General features: G+C 69.2%; 13 protein-coding genes and 1 pseudogene. 8 read left to right on the forward strand and 6 right to left on the reverse strand.

The window, feature by feature from the left end; all coding sequences use genetic code 11:
- Positions 1-76: 76 nt before the first annotated feature.
- A pseudogene (locus ACP7AG_RS06465) lies at positions 77-189 on the forward strand (hypothetical protein); the annotation flags it as partial.
- Between the two features lie 276 nt (positions 190-465).
- On the opposite strand, the gene tpiA reads toward ACP7AG_RS06465, so the two are convergent.
- Positions 466-1,227 (reverse strand): triose-phosphate isomerase, encoded by a 762-nt coding sequence (gene tpiA / locus ACP7AG_RS06470; protein ID WP_426030231.1) that lies wholly within the window; start codon positions 1,225-1,227, stop codon positions 466-468.
- A 160-nt stretch (positions 1,228-1,387) separates the two neighbouring features.
- Here tpiA and ACP7AG_RS06475 point away from each other — a divergent pair, with 160 nt between their 5' ends.
- Positions 1,388-3,340, forward strand: coding sequence for a peptidyl-prolyl cis-trans isomerase (locus tag ACP7AG_RS06475; protein WP_426030232.1), 1,953 nt, complete (start codon positions 1,388-1,390; stop codon positions 3,338-3,340).
- On the forward strand, positions 3,337-4,872 hold the full coding sequence (trpE, locus tag ACP7AG_RS06480; RefSeq protein ID WP_426030234.1) for an anthranilate synthase component I: 1,536 nt from the start codon (positions 3,337-3,339) through the stop codon (positions 4,870-4,872). Before ACP7AG_RS06475 ends, trpE begins: the two co-directional genes overlap by 4 nt.
- 3 nt (positions 4,873-4,875) lie before the next feature.
- Here trpE and ACP7AG_RS06485 read toward each other — a convergent pair whose 3' ends face one another.
- Positions 4,876-5,082: a hypothetical protein gene (locus ACP7AG_RS06485; RefSeq protein ID WP_426011852.1), complete on the reverse strand. Its 207-nt coding sequence runs from the start codon at positions 5,080-5,082 to the stop codon at positions 4,876-4,878.
- Between the two features lie 137 nt (positions 5,083-5,219).
- On the opposite strand from ACP7AG_RS06485, the gene ACP7AG_RS06490 reads away from it, so the two are divergent.
- From ACP7AG_RS06490 to ACP7AG_RS06505, 4 genes are read left to right on the forward strand one after another with little or no spacing between them, the layout of a single operon-like run.
- The gene (locus tag ACP7AG_RS06490) at positions 5,220-5,816 is read left to right on the forward strand and encodes an aminodeoxychorismate/anthranilate synthase component II (RefSeq protein WP_426030235.1); all 597 of its coding nucleotides are present in this window, start codon (positions 5,220-5,222) and stop codon (positions 5,814-5,816) included.
- A gap of 3 nt (positions 5,817-5,819) precedes the next feature.
- Positions 5,820-6,848, forward strand: a complete 1,029-nt coding sequence (gene trpD, locus ACP7AG_RS06495) for an anthranilate phosphoribosyltransferase (RefSeq protein ID WP_426030236.1) — start codon at positions 5,820-5,822, stop codon at positions 6,846-6,848.
- A complete protein-coding gene (trpC, locus tag ACP7AG_RS06500; protein WP_426030237.1) occupies positions 6,845-7,633 on the forward strand; it encodes an indole-3-glycerol phosphate synthase TrpC in 789 nt (262 codons plus the stop codon). The genes trpD and trpC overlap by 4 nt, the downstream gene beginning before the upstream one ends.
- Positions 7,602-8,936, forward strand: a complete 1,335-nt coding sequence (locus ACP7AG_RS06505) for a serine hydrolase domain-containing protein (RefSeq protein ID WP_426030238.1) — start codon at positions 7,602-7,604, stop codon at positions 8,934-8,936. The genes trpC and ACP7AG_RS06505 overlap by 32 nt, the downstream gene beginning before the upstream one ends.
- 6 nt (positions 8,937-8,942) lie before the next feature.
- On the opposite strand, the gene ACP7AG_RS06510 is transcribed toward ACP7AG_RS06505, so the two are convergent.
- Positions 8,943-9,536 (reverse strand): methyltransferase family protein, encoded by a 594-nt coding sequence (locus ACP7AG_RS06510; protein ID WP_426030239.1) that lies wholly within the window; start codon positions 9,534-9,536, stop codon positions 8,943-8,945.
- A 143-nt stretch (positions 9,537-9,679) separates the two neighbouring features.
- Between ACP7AG_RS06510 and lexA the strand changes: the two genes are divergently transcribed.
- The gene (lexA, locus tag ACP7AG_RS06515) at positions 9,680-10,387 is read left to right on the forward strand and encodes a transcriptional repressor LexA (RefSeq protein WP_426030240.1); all 708 of its coding nucleotides are present in this window, start codon (positions 9,680-9,682) and stop codon (positions 10,385-10,387) included.
- A gap of 127 nt (positions 10,388-10,514) precedes the next feature.
- Here lexA and ACP7AG_RS06520 read toward each other — a convergent pair whose 3' ends face one another.
- From ACP7AG_RS06520 to ACP7AG_RS06530, 3 genes are read right to left on the reverse strand one after another with little or no spacing between them, the layout of a single operon-like run.
- Positions 10,515-10,913 carry a GFA family protein gene (locus ACP7AG_RS06520; RefSeq protein ID WP_426030241.1) on the reverse strand — a complete coding sequence of 133 codons (399 nt, stop codon included), beginning with the start codon at positions 10,911-10,913 and terminating at the stop codon, positions 10,515-10,517.
- A 59-nt stretch (positions 10,914-10,972) separates the two neighbouring features.
- Positions 10,973-11,620 carry a glutathione S-transferase family protein gene (locus tag ACP7AG_RS06525; protein ID WP_426011860.1) on the reverse strand — a complete coding sequence of 216 codons (648 nt, stop codon included), beginning with the start codon at positions 11,618-11,620 and terminating at the stop codon, positions 10,973-10,975.
- A gap of 9 nt (positions 11,621-11,629) precedes the next feature.
- Positions 11,630-13,807, reverse strand: coding sequence for a ComEC/Rec2 family competence protein (locus tag ACP7AG_RS06530; RefSeq protein WP_426030242.1), 2,178 nt, complete (start codon positions 13,805-13,807; stop codon positions 11,630-11,632).
- Positions 13,808-13,825: the final 18 nt, after the last annotated feature.

Consider the following 13,825-nt stretch of genomic DNA (forward strand, 5'->3'; position numbering starts at 1 on the left):
TCTGTGTTCCACGCCCGACCGGCACCAGAGATGTGAAGTCACGAGCCTCTCGCGAAACCCGCCGCCGCCAGAGCTGCCCGCTCGATCGCCCCCCGCCGCCGCATCGGTCGCTGGCCATGCGCCCTTTCCATGCGGCGAGGTGGGATGATTATGCGGCGGTTCTGGATGCGCCAGCGGTGGTGCAGCTGATTATTTTATAAGGCGTTGAGTTTGTTTGGGTTTGTGGTGGGCGTTTGTGGGGATGAAGGCGCGTCGATCCCCGCCGGGGACATGCTCTCACGGCAAGGCCTCGGAAGACCTGCCGAGACGTTGGGGTGAGTGCGTGTCCCCATCTTCATCCCCCACGCTTCAGGGCTACCCCGTGCCAATCCTGTGACGCAGCGGGCCAAGGTGGGGACACGCACTCACGGCCAACCCTCTGCAACCTGGCCAAGGTCGGGGCGTGAGTGCATGTCCCCCGCGCCTCTAAGCCGCGCCGATGATCTCTAGGAAGTCCGCCGCCTTCAGAGACGCTCCGCCCACCAGCGCGCCGCCGACGTCGGGTGTCGCGAGGATCTCCCGCGCGTTTTCCGGCTTCACCGAGCCGCCGTACAGGATAGGCACCGTCTGGCCGTGCGCGCCGAACCGCTCCACCAGAACGCCGCGCAGGGCCGCGTGGATGGCGGCGATGTCGGCCAGCGTCGGCGTGCGGCCCGTGCCGATTGCCCAGACCGGTTCATAGGCCAAAGCGAAGTCCTGGCCGGCGAGCGAAGGCGGCAGCGAACCGCGCGCCATGGCGGTGACCACCGCCTCGGCCTGGCCGGCGTCACGCTGGGCCAGGGTTTCGCCGACGCAGACGATGGGCTCCAGCCCGGCCGCCAGGGCCGTCTCGACCTTGGCCGCGACCAGAGCGTCGCTCTCGCCATAGGCCGCACGGCGCTCGGAATGGCCGAGAATCACCAGCCGGGCGCCGGCGTCGACTAGCATGGCCGCCGAGAGGTCGCCGGTGTGGGCCCCCGACGGCGCGGGGTGGCAGTCCTGGCCGCCCACCAGCACGCTCTCGCCCGCCAGCACCTCGGAAAGCCGGTGCAGCAGGGTGGCCGGCGGGCAGATCGCCACGCGGGCGGCGGCCGGGTGCTCGGCGAGCGCCGCGGCCACGGTGCGGGCCTCGTCGAGCGACGCCTCGAGGCCGAACATCTTCCAGTTTCCGGCGATTAGCGGCCGGGGTGTGGTCAAGGAAAGGGTCATGCGCCCGGTTTGGCCCCGTCGCCCCGTGGGAAGTCAAGACCGGTTTGGCGTGTCCGCCGCTTGCCGCCCCCCCTGGGGCTCTACTATACCCGCTGCTCGCGTCCGTTCCGTCGCCTTGCGTGGAATCCGCGCGGTTTATCGAGGAAGGTTTCTCTCAGTCATGCTCGCCGGCTTCCGCTCCTTCGCCAAATCGCCCTTCGCGATCGTCCTGTTCGCGCTGCTGATCGTCAGTTTCGCGGTGTTCGGGATCAGCGACGTCTTCCGCCATCCCCCCGGTAAGTGGGTGATCGAGGCGGGCAAGCGCACCGTGACGCCCGAGCAGTTCAAGGCGCAGTTCGACAGCTATCGCGACCGCCAGCAGCAGCAGGGCCAGGTGATCACGCCCGAACAGGCCGTGGCCCAGGGCATCGACACCCGCATGCTGAAGGAAATCTCGCTGCAGGAGTCTCTGGCCGAGGTGATCCGCAAGATGGGCGTCCGGCCGTCCGACAAGCTGATCGCCGACATTCTCCACAAGCAGCTGGCCGCCCTGCCCCCCGGCGTGCGCCCGTTCGACCCTGTGACCGGCAAGTTCGACGCCAAGATGTACGAAGCGCTGCTGGCCCAGAACAAGGCGACGCCCGTTCAATACGAAGCCCAGCTGCGCGACGGCCTGGCCCAGGCCCAGCTGTTTTCGGCCGTGACCCACGGCGTGCGCGCGCCACTGATCTATTCGGCCCTGCAGGCCGCCTACGGCCTCGAAGGCCGCGACTTGGCCGCCTTCGCGATCAATCCGGCCATCGTCGACAAGGTGGCGCCGCCCAGTGACGCCCAGCTTCAGGCCTTCATGAAGGAAAACGCCGCACGCCTGACCCGTCCCGAGACGCGGGTCCTGTCGGTGGCCCGCTTCAGCGCCAAGGCGCTGGAACCCTCGGTGACCGTGCCCGAGGCCGACGTGGTCAAGGCCTTCGACGCCCGCAAGGCGTCGCTGAGCGTGGCCGAGACCCGCTCGTTCGTGCAGATCGTCGCCCCCGACGCCAAGGCGGCCGCCGTGATCGCCCAGCGCCTGGCCAAGGGCGACTCACTCCCCGCTGTCGCCGGCGCCTATGGCAAGTCCCCCGTCGCCATCGACGGCAAGCCGAAGGCCGCCCTGCCCGACCGAAAGGTGGCCGAGGCGGTGTTCGCCCTGGCGCCAGGTCAGGTCAGCGCGCCGATCGCCGGCGATCTGGGTCTGTCGGTCGTCAAGCTCACCAAGATCACCCCGGCCGCCGCCCCCACCCTGGCGGCCCTGCGTCCGGGCATCGAGGCCGACCTGAAGCTCCAGGCCGCCCAGGGCAAGGCCTATGAACAGACCCAGGCCTATCAGGACGCCCACGACGCGGGCGCCAACCTGCTGGACGCCGCAGCCAAGGCCGGCGCCCTGGTCCTGACTACCGCGCCGATCGCCGCCCAAGGCGTCGACGAGACCGGCCAGCCTGTGCCCGGCCTCACCCCCGATGTTCTGAAAACCGCCTTCGAACTGTCGGCCGGCGGCGAGAGCGAGCTGATCGAGGTCGGCAAGGGTGAATATTACGCCGTGCGTGTCGAGCGGGTGATCCCGCCCGCCATGCCCAGCCTGAACGAAATCCGCGCGCCCCTGACCCAGCAATGGATGCTCAAGACGCTGCTGGAACGCATGAAGGCCAAGGCCGACCAGTTGGGCCTGCGGGTCAAGAAGGGCGAGTCGATGGAGGCGGTCGCCGCCTCGGCCCAGTCCAACGTCCAGCGCGTGCCCAATATCACGCGCGAAAACGCCCGCCAGTTTCAGGGCCTGGGCCGCGATCTGCTGATCGCCACCTTCAACGCCAAGCCGGGCGAGCCCTTCACCAGCCGGGCCCCGCAAGGCGGCTATCTGGTCGCCAAGGTCGAGGCCGTTCGCTCCGGCACGGTGGCGCAGTTGGCCCGGGTCACCGAGGCGATGCGCCGGCAGGCCAGCCAGGGCCTGTATCAGGACGTCGGCGACGCCGCCGCCGAAGCGGCCCGCCTGCAGGTCAAGACCCGGGTCAATCTGCCTCTGGCCCAAGAGGCGATCGGCGTCGATCCGGCCACCCTGCCTGGCGCCAAGGACGGCAAGAAGAAGCCAGACGCGCAATGAGCCTGGAGCCCGCGCTTGACGCCTTCACCGCCGCCTATGACGCCGGCCGGCCCCAGGTGGTTTGGACCCGGCTGATCGACGACCTGGAGACGCCGGTCTCGGCCTATCTGAAGATCGGTCACGGGCGGCCTTACGCCTTCCTGTTCGAAAGCGTCGAGGGCGGCGCCTGGCGCGGGCGCTACTCGATCGTGGCCATGAAGCCTGATCTCGTCTGGCGCTGTCGCGGCGACCAGGCCGAGGTCGCCGAGGGCGACGACATCGCCGCCGGCCGGTTCACGCCACAGGCGGGCGGCGCGCTGGATAGCCTGCGCGATCTGATCGCCCGCTCGCGGATCGAGATGCCGGCCGGCCTGCCGCCGCCCTCGGCCGGGGTGTTCGGGGCCCTGGGCTACGACATGGTCCGACTGGCCGAGCGCCTACCCAACGTCAATACCGACAGCCTGGGCCTGCCGGACGGGATCATGACCCGGCCGTCGATCGTCGCCGTGTTCGACGCTATCGCCCAGGAGATCATCCTGGTCACCACGGCGCGGCACAAGCCCGGCCTCTCGGCCCATGACGCCTATGCCGCCGCTCGCGCCCGGATCGAGATCGTGATGGCCGACCTGCGCGGTGCGCTGGCCCACTCGGCCCCACGCCCCAGCCACGGGCAGATGGAGTTCACCACCCCTGTCAGCCGCGAGGACTACGCGGTGGTGGTCGAGAAGGCGAAAGAGTACATCCGGGCCGGCGACATCTTCCAGGTGGTGCCCAGCCACCGGTTCCGCGCGCCCTTCCCGCTGGAGCCGTTCGCGCTCTACCGCTCGCTGCGCCGTACGAACCCCTCGCCCTTTCTGTTTTTCCTCGACCTCGACGGCTTCGAGCTGGTCGGCTCGTCGCCGGAGATCCTGGTGCGCCTGCGCGACGGCAAGATCACCATCCGCCCCATCGCCGGCACCCGGCCGCGCGGCGCGACGCCCGAAGAAGACCTGGCGCTGGAGAAGGAGCTGCTGGCCGATCCCAAGGAACGGTCCGAGCACTTGATGCTGCTGGACCTGGGCCGCAACGACGTCGGCCGGGTGGCGATGCTCAAGCGCGCCGGCAGCAATGACCCGGCGACCAGGAGCAAGGGCGCCAATGTCCGAGTCACCGACAGTTTCAAGATCGAACGCTACAGCCACGTGATGCACATCGTCTCCAATGTCGAGGGCGACGCGCCCGAGGGCGTGGACCCGGTCGACGTGCTGATGGCCGCCCTGCCCGCCGGCACGCTGTCGGGCGCCCCCAAGGTGCGGGCCATGGAGATCATCGACGAGCTGGAGATCGAGAAGCGCGGCGTCGGCTATGCCGGGGCGGTGGGCTATATCGGCGCCGACGGCTCGGTCGACACCTGCATCGTGCTGCGCACGGCCTTGGTGAAGGACGGCATGATGTATGTCCAGGCCGGCGGCGGCGTGGTGGCCGACAGCGATCCGGACGCCGAATATGAGGAGACCCTGCACAAGTCCCGCGCCCTCAAGCGCGCGGCCGAGGAAGCCTGGCGCTTCGCCTAGGGCTTAGCCGCCCAGGCGGTCGGACGGCAGGTGCTGGACGACCGCTGGCGGGGCCATGACCATCACCGTGGCGAAGGTGATGGCGCTGAGCGCCGCGAAAGCCGCCGCCGCCAGCACCGGCCCCATCTTCTGTCGACGCATCGGCTTGCGCAGCAGCGCCCTGGCATAGGCGATGGCGGCGGTGTCGAGGGCGGAATCAGCGGGGTTCATGGCGGTGAGGATGCCCTAGCCCCACATCCACGCAATGCGGCGCTTTCGCACTGGGGGCGTTGCGAGAAAATCTCCCGCGCGAATCCCCTCACCTTTTGCGCCAAACCCGCTAGAAGCTGTTCCCGAAAGGCGGCGTCATGATCTTGGTCATCGATAACTACGACAGCTTCACCTACAATCTCGTCCACTATCTGAACGAGCTTGGGGCCGACACCGTCGTGCATCGCAACGACGACCTGACCGTGCAGGAGGCCCTGGCCCTTCGCCCGCAGGCGATCCTGCTGTCGCCCGGCCCCAAGGCGCCCGACCAGGCCGGCATCTGCCTGCCGCTGCTGCGCGGCGCGGCCGACGACCTGGCCATCCTCGGCGTCTGCTTGGGCCACCAGGCCATCGGCCAGGCCTATGGCGGCGACGTGATCCGCGCCAAGGCGGTGATGCACGGCAAGACCAGCCCGATCCATCACAACGATCTGGGGATCTTCAAGGGACTGCCCAACCCCTTCACCGCCACGCGCTACCACAGCCTGGCGGTCGACAAGGCCACCTTGCCCGCCGAGCTGGAAATCACCGCCTGGACCGAGGACGGCGAGATCATGGGCGTGCAACACAAGACGCGCCCGGTCTATGGCGTGCAGTTCCACCCCGAATCGATCGCCACCGAGGGCGGCCACCAACTGCTGGCCAACTTCCTGGACCTGGCCAAGGTCAAGCGCGACACGGCGATCTGGGTCTAGGCGATGTCGGACGCCTTCAAGCCCCTGCTGGCCAAGCTCGCCGATGGCCAGACCCTCGACGAGGACGACGCCGAGCTGTTCTTCACCGCCTGCCTGCGCGGCGAGCCGACGCCCGCCCAGGTGGCCGCGGCGGTCACCGCCATGCGCCTGCGCGGCGAGACCGTGGGCGAGATCACCGCCTGCGCCCGGGCCATGCGCCGGGCGGCCATCCACCTGGACCACCCCTATGACGTCATCGACGTCTGCGGGACGGGCGGCGATGGCTTGCATACGCTCAACATCTCCACCGCCGTGGGCTTCGTGGCGGCCGGCGGAGGGCTGAAGGTGGCCAAGCACGGCAACCGGGCGATCACCAGCAAGTCGGGCGCCGCCGATGTGCTGGCGGCCTTGGGCGTGAACATCGACGCGACCCTCGCCCAGCAGCGCCAGGCGCTGGACGACGCCGGCATCTGCTTCCTGTTCGCCCAGGCCCACCACGGGGCGATGAAGCACGTCTCGCCGATCCGCCAGCAGCTAGGTTTCCGCACCATCTTCAACCTGTTGGGCCCGCTGACCAATCCGGCTGGGGCCAAGCGCCAGGTCGTGGGTGTCTCGGCCCACCGCTTTGTCGAACCCGTGGCCAAGGCTTTGGGCGCTCTCGGGGCCGAGCGCGCCTGGTCGGTGCACGGGGCCGGCATGGACGAACTGACCACCACCGGCGAAACCGAGGTCGCCGAATGGCGCGACGGGGCCCTGCGCCTGTTCACGATCACACCTGAAGCCGTGGGCCTGCCGCGCGCCGCCCTGGCCGACATCATCGGCGGCGAGCCGGCCTATAACGCCGCCGCCCTTACCGCCCTGCTGGACGGCCAAAAGGGCGCCTATCGCGACATCGTCATGCTGAACGCCGCCGCTGCCTTCCTGGTGGCCGACAAGGTCGAAACCCTGCGCGAGGGCGTCGAACTGGCCGCCGCCGTGCTCGACGACGGCCGCGCCAAGGCGGCCCTGGCCGGTCTCGTCGCGGCCACCAACAGTGAAACTGTAAGCGCATGACCGATATCCTCGCCAAGATCGCCGCATACAAGCGCGAGGACGTGGCCGATCGGAAGCGCCGCCGCTCGTTCGCCCAGATCGACGCCGCCGCCAGGATCGCCAACAGCCCGCGCGGCTTCAAGGCGGCCCTCGAGGCCGATCACGCGCCCGGCAGGCTGGCCCTGATCGCCGAGATCAAGAAGGCCTCGCCGTCCAAGGGCCTGATCCGCGCCGATTTCGACCCGCCGGCCCTTGCCCGGGCCTATGCGGCCGGCGGCGCCTCGTGCCTGTCGGTCCTGACCGACGGTCCCAGCTTCCAGGGCGCCGACGGCTATCTGATCGATGTCCGCGCCGCCGTCAGCCTGCCCTGCATTCGCAAGGAGTTCCTGGTCGACCCCTGGCAGGTGGCCGAGAGCCGGGCCCTGGGCGCCGACGCCATCCTGGTGATCCTGGCGATGATCGACGACGCCCTCGCCGCCGACCTGCTGTCCGAAGCCGCGCGCCTGGGCATGGACGCCCTGGTCGAGGTGCATGACGAGGCCGAGATGGAGCGGGCGGGCCAGTTGGGCGCGACCCTGGTGGGGATCAACAACCGCGACCTCAAGAGCTTCGTGGTCGATCTGGCCGTCACCGAACGCCTGGCCGCTCAGGCTCCGGAGAACGTCCTGCTGGTCACGGAAAGCGGCCTGTTCGTCGCCGCCGATGCGGTGCGGATGGAAGCGGCCGGCGCCAAGGCCATGCTGGTGGGCGAGAGTCTGATGCGCCAGGCCGACGTTGCGGCGGCGACGCGGGCCTTGCTGGGTTAGGCTGCTGACCTCGTTCGACAAGCCTCCGCAAGACGCGTCCTGGCGACGGCGCTGGCTAGGCTGGCGGCCGGCGGCCGCCGCCCTGGTGCTGGGCCTCGGGGCGCTGGGCCTGATCGCCTCGCGCTGCGCCCCCGAGCAGAATACCGTCAAGCCGGTCGCCCCCACCGCGACGGCGGCGCCCGTCACCCTGCCCCTGCGGCCAAAGGATTGGCGCGGCGCCATCGACTATCGAGCCCTGGACGCTCGCATCCACGCGATGATGGCTGACAAGTCCATGGAAGGCCTGGCGATCGCCGTGGTCGAGAACGGCCAACTGTCGTTCGTCCAGGGCTACGGGCTCACCGCGCCGGAGAGCGGCGAGAAGATCGACGCCGACACGGTCTTCCGCTGGGCGTCGCTGTCGAAGACGGTGGCGGGAACGCTGAGCGCCCGCCTGGCGGCGGACGGGGTGATCGCGCTCACCGATCCCCTGGGAAAGTTCGATACGAGCCTGCGCCTGCCGGGCGACGCCCAGAACGCGCTGACGGTCGAGCAATTGCTGTCCCAGCGCACTGGCCTGCCCCGCAACGCCTATGACGGCTGGCTCGAAGGCGGGCGAGACCCGCGCCAGATCCGGGCAAGCCTGGAGGCCGTGCCCCTGCTCTGCCCGCCCGGCACGTGCCACAGCTACCAGAACATCGCCTATGACACGATCCGCGAGGTCGTCGAGACCGCCACCCATCGCCCCTATGCCGAGGAGGCTCGCCAGAAGCTGTTCCTGCCTCTGGGCATGACCGGCGCGACCATCGGCATCGACGGTTTGCGGACCGCCAAGCATTGGGCGCGGCCTTCGCGTGGCGGCCGCAGCGTGCCGTTGGTCGAGGCCTATTACCGCATCCCCGCCGCAGCGGGCGTCAATTCCAACATCGTGGATCTGGCGCGCTGGATGCAGGCGCAGATGGGTCAGGCGCCCGCCGTCCTGCCGGCCCCGGTGTTGGCGGACATCCAGCGACCGCGCGTCAATACCGGCCGGCCCTATGGACGATCGGCCATGGGCCGGGCGCTGGAACACCCCGGTTACGGCCTGGGCATGCGCAGCTTCACCTACAAGGGCCACCGCCTGATCGGCCACAGCGGGGCGGTGACCGGCTATCGCTCGACCATGATGTTCGATCCCGCCACGAAGACCGGCGTGGTGATGCTCTGGAACAGCGAGGGCAGCCTGCCCTTCAAGCTCCAGGCCGAGGTCTTCGACAACGCCTATCGCCTGCCGTTCGAGGATTGGCTTCAACTAAAAGGCGATGGCGCGATTGTCGCACCCTGAGCGCTGCTACCAGAGATAGGGAATCAGCGCCGCCTTGCGCCGGCGATAGGCCACATGCTCATCGCTGAATCGGGCCGTCATCGCCGCGTCCTCCACCCGTATGCGCCACCCGAAGGCGATCAGGCCGGCCAGCAACAGCGCCAGGATCGACAGTCCACTGCCCAGGCCAAGGCCAACGCCGACCAGGCTCAGCAGGCTGCCCAGATAGGCCGGGTTGCGGACGATCCGGTAGGGGCCGCCCGTGATCATCCGGTGACCGTCGTGCAGATGCACGGTGCGGCGGAAGAAGGCCCCGAGGGTCAGTATGGCCCACAGGCGCAGGGCCAGGCCCGTCCAGATCAGGACCAGCGCCAGGAGCCGCGCCTCGCTCCTCCACTGGATTATGCGAGCAAATTCAGAGGCGTTGGCGGCATAAAAGGCGACGAAGATCCCCGCCGCGATAATCAGGACCACGGCCTGCAGGCTGCCCCGGTCGGCGTCCTGGCCGCTGGCCGTGCGCCGGTCGCGCCACCAGACCCACAGCTCAAACAGGCAGAAGGCGCCGTAGCTGGTCCAGAAGGCGCGCGGCCAACCCGTGGTCAGAAGCCAGGCGTGGTCCATGTCGCGAAGGCTCCCCTCGGCAAAGATTACGGCGTTCAGCTACACCGAACATCGATCGCCGCGTCAACTTGACATTAACGAAGAACACCTAGAGAACATTTGAAAGGTTTGCGGTTTGTTCCGCGACGACTTGCGAGGCCGACATGCTCACGCGCAAGCAGCACGAGCTGCTGATGTTCATCCACGAGCGGATCAAAGAGAGCGGTGTCTCTCCCTCCTTCGACGAAATGAAGGAGGCGCTCGACCTGGCGTCCAAGTCAGGCATCCACCGGTTGATCACGGCGCTGGAAGAGCGCGGCTTCATCCGCCGCCTGGCGCACCGCGCCCGCGCGCTGGAGGTGATCAAGCTGCCGCAACAGGCCACGACGGCCGCCCCGCCCAAGGGTCGCGGCGCCTTCAAGCCGCAAGTGCTGGAAGGCGGCGGGCAGGCGCCAGCCGCGCCCGCGCCCGTCCAGATCGCCGCCGACAACACCCGCGAACTGCCGATCCTCGGCCGCATCGCCGCTGGCACGCCCATCGACGCCATCCAGCATGAACGCGAGCGCCTGCCTGTGCCCGAATCCATGCTCGGCGGCGGCGAGCACTATGTGCTCGAGGTGCAGGGCGATTCGATGATTGATGCCGGCATCCTCGACGGCGACTATGTCATCATCCGCAAGGGCGACACCGCCAACAGCGGCGAGATTGTCGTCGCCCTGGTCGGCGAGGAAGCTACGCTCAAGCGCCTGCGCAAGAAGGGCGGCTCGATCGCCCTGGAAGCCGCCAATCCCAAGTACGAGACCCGCATCTTCGGTCCTGACCAGGTCGAGGTCCAAGGCAAGCTGGTGGGACTGATCCGGCGGTATCATTAGATTTTCGCCCATCCCGGTGAACGCCAGGATGAGCAGGGTTTGCATCACGGCTGGGGGCAGGCCGCATGGGCCTGTCCTCATTTGCATTTGCGAAAGACCACGCAGACTCTGCTGCGGTCCGAGGTCCCTAGGTCGCCAGCCCGGCCGGCCGGTTTTCCGCATATTGCGGCACGTTCAGCGGCATCATCCACGGCTCGCGGCGCTTCACCCAGACCTCGTATTGCGGGATGAACCGACCGGTGTCGTCGAAGCCGCCCAGGTGAAGCTCGATCTCGTCCTCGCCCTCACGCCAGAACACCGGCGAGCCGCAAACCGCGCAGCCGTGCGAGCGGCCGCGCTCAGAAGTCGCCCAGGCGAAGGTTTCGCCCTCGACCCGCACCTTGTCCGACCGAAAGACCGCGAAGGCGTTGCAAGGCGCGCCGTGGCGCTTGCGACAGGTTAGGCAGTGGCACATGCCGACCCGCAGCGGCCCGCCCTCCGCCACATAACGCACCGCCCCACAGGCGCAGCCGCCTTGTCGTTCCATAGTCGTCTCCGTCTCGAGGCCCGTGCCCGGCCTCGCCTCGCCTCGCCTCGCCTCGCGATTCAGAACGCCAAACGCCCTTTGAGTTCCGCGAACGGGATAATGACATGCTCCCGATAGGCCGGCCGCGCCCGTAGCCGGTCGTACCAGGCCTGCAAACGGGGCTGCGGCGGCCGGTCGATCTCCAACTCGAAATAGCGATATAGACAGGCGCCAATGGGGATGTCGGCCAAGGACAGCGCCTCGCCCATCATGAAGGCCCGACCTTCGAGTCGCGCCTCGACCTGGCCCAGGCAGCGATGGGTGCGTTCCACCGCCTGGGCGATGGCTGGCCCATCTCGCAAAACCTCGGGCGTTCTGTAAAAGCCCCAGAACACTCCGCTCAGGAAAGCTGGCTGCAGAGCGGTCTGCGACCAGTCCATCCAACCATCGACCGGCGCCCGCGTCGCCGCGTCGGTTGGCCAAAACCGCCCTTCGCCGTAGGTGGCAGCCAGGTATCGAAGGATGGCGTGCGACTCCCACACCGCGACACCGCCGTCCTCGAGGACAGGCACGTGACCATGCGGGTTCATCTCCCGAAAGTCCGGGCTGTCCAGGCCGCCGAAGTCACCACCCGCCGGAAGGTGCTGATGCGGCAGGTCAAGCTCGGCGATCAGCCAGAGCACCTTCTGGACGTTCAACGAATTGCGTCTTCCCCAGACCTTGAGCATGGCGTCCCCCTATGGCGTGTTCGTCCACGGCCGCACGCCCCGCAGCGGCTGGGCCCAGACGATCCACCACCCACCGTCGCGGCGATAGAGCTCGGCCGCGCCGCCGACGGCGAAGTCGGTCGCGTCGAGTACGATGCGGTCCCGGCAGGCCGGCGGCGTGATCGGAGCATAGCCGCGCAGCACGACGATCTCGGCGTCCGCGCACATCGCCGCGAGAACGTCGGCGTCCGGAGCGGCCTTGCTCCAGGACAGGGCCAGCGGCACCGGCGAAGTCTTGGTGGGCGCGCAGGACCGCCGATCGCAGGCATAGGACGGACTCCGCGCGGTGTCGGTGGGCACGGCCAACCCCCGCCGGCGGCTCCAGAGCTCCGCCCCGAACCGCCGGGCGTCGGGGCGCAGCAGGACGGCCCGGCCGCCGTCGCGCACCGCCGCCGTGGTTCCGTCTGGCGCGATCCAGACGTCGGGCGCCGGCGGCCGGGGCCATAGCGCCACCGCCAGGGCCAGGGGCCCGCCCAACCAGCGCAGGCGTCCGCGCCACAGGCACAGTAACATCAGGCCGACAAAGGCCAGGGCCAGGGTGAAGGGCGGGCCGCTGGCCACCACCCGTTGAGCCCCGCCGGCGCTGGCGAAGCCATGGGCGATCCACAGCATCGCGTCGATGCCCCAGCCGGCCACGGCCAGGAACGGTCCTCCCAGGCCAAACACTTCCAGCACCGCCCCGATCGCCAGGAACGGCATGATCACGAAGGACGACAGCGGCGCGACCGCCAGGTTGGCCGGCAGGCCCCAGACCGCCACCCGGTTGAAATGCTGCATGGCGAACGGCCCTGTCGCCAGGCCAGCCACAAGACTGGCCCCGATGCTCACCGCCAGCCAGTTCATCGCGCCCTGGAAGAGCCGGATCGGCCAGGGGACCGAGATCTCGCGCACAGGCCTGGGCCAAGCCTCGGCCAGGGCGACCAGGGCGGCGGTGGCGGCGAACGACATCTGAAAGCCCGGCGCGCCGGCCGACTCGGGTTGGACCAGCAGGATGGCCAAGGCCGCAATGGCCAGGCCGTGCAGGGTGATGGCCTGGCGATCGAACAGGATGGCGGCGAAGGCCACGGTGGCGGTGATCGCCGCGCGCAGCGCCGGCGGCGGCGCGCCGGAAATCACCAGATAGATGAAGATCGCCGTCAGCCCGGCCACGGCCGCCACCTTCTTGCCGGGGACCCGCAGGGCCATCCACGGCCAGGCGGCGATGACCAGCCGCACCAGCCCAAACAGGAACCCGCCGACGATGGCCATGTGCAGGCCCGAGATCGACAGGATGTGGGCAAGGCCCGAGGCCCGCATGGCGTCGGTCTGGTCCTGGGTGATCCAGGCCTCGTGGCCGGTGACCATGGCCGCGGCGATCCCGCCCGTCTCCGGCCCCATCCGCGCGACGATGCGGCTGGCCAGCCTCCAGCGATAGGCGTTGACCGCCATGGCAAGGCGCAGGCGAGACGGCGGCGGGTCCATCTCGGCGGGGCGGGTCTCGCCTATCAGGAAGCCGACCCCGCCCACGCCGCGGAACCAGGCGTCTCGGGCGAAGTCATAGGCGCCGGGCGAGGCTGGCGGCGGCGGCGGTCCCAACATGGCCCGGAGCCGGATGGCTTGACCCGGCGCGGGAATGTGCTCCGCGTCCACGGTGACGCGGATCCGCTTGGGCGTGTCTTCCGGCGCAAGCCGGCTGATCGAGGCCGGCGCGATCAACAGGCGTGGCCCGCCGGCGCCGGGGCTGACGACGTCCACCACGAAGCCGTCGATGGTAACTACCGTCCGATCGCCGCTCATGATCGGCGCGGCGACCAGCACGGAACGCACCTTGCCGGCCAGGGCGCCGGCCGTCAGGAAGGTCGCGAGCACCAGCAGCACCGAAACGGCCCGGCCCGGCCAGCGTCGCGCGGCAAGCCAGACCACGGCCGCTAGTCCCAAGGCCAGCCCGCCCAGCAGCGTCCAGGATGGCTCGACCTTCAGCTCAAGATAGCCCGCCGCTCCCAGGCCGAAGGCCACCGGCGACCACAGCATCCAGCGCTCGCGATTGGCGTCGATCTCGCGCCACAGCGACGCGCCGAACGCCGCCGCACTAGGACGGGCGCGAATCCGCGTGCTAAGACGCGCCGCCCAGCCGCCGCCGGTCTTGCCCGGCGTCGCGGTCCTCGCCACGTCCGTGGCCTCCACTAA

This window comes from Caulobacter sp. DWP3-1-3b2 (assembly GCF_049896325.1).
In the GTDB taxonomy this organism is placed as follows: domain Bacteria; phylum Pseudomonadota; class Alphaproteobacteria; order Caulobacterales; family Caulobacteraceae; genus Caulobacter.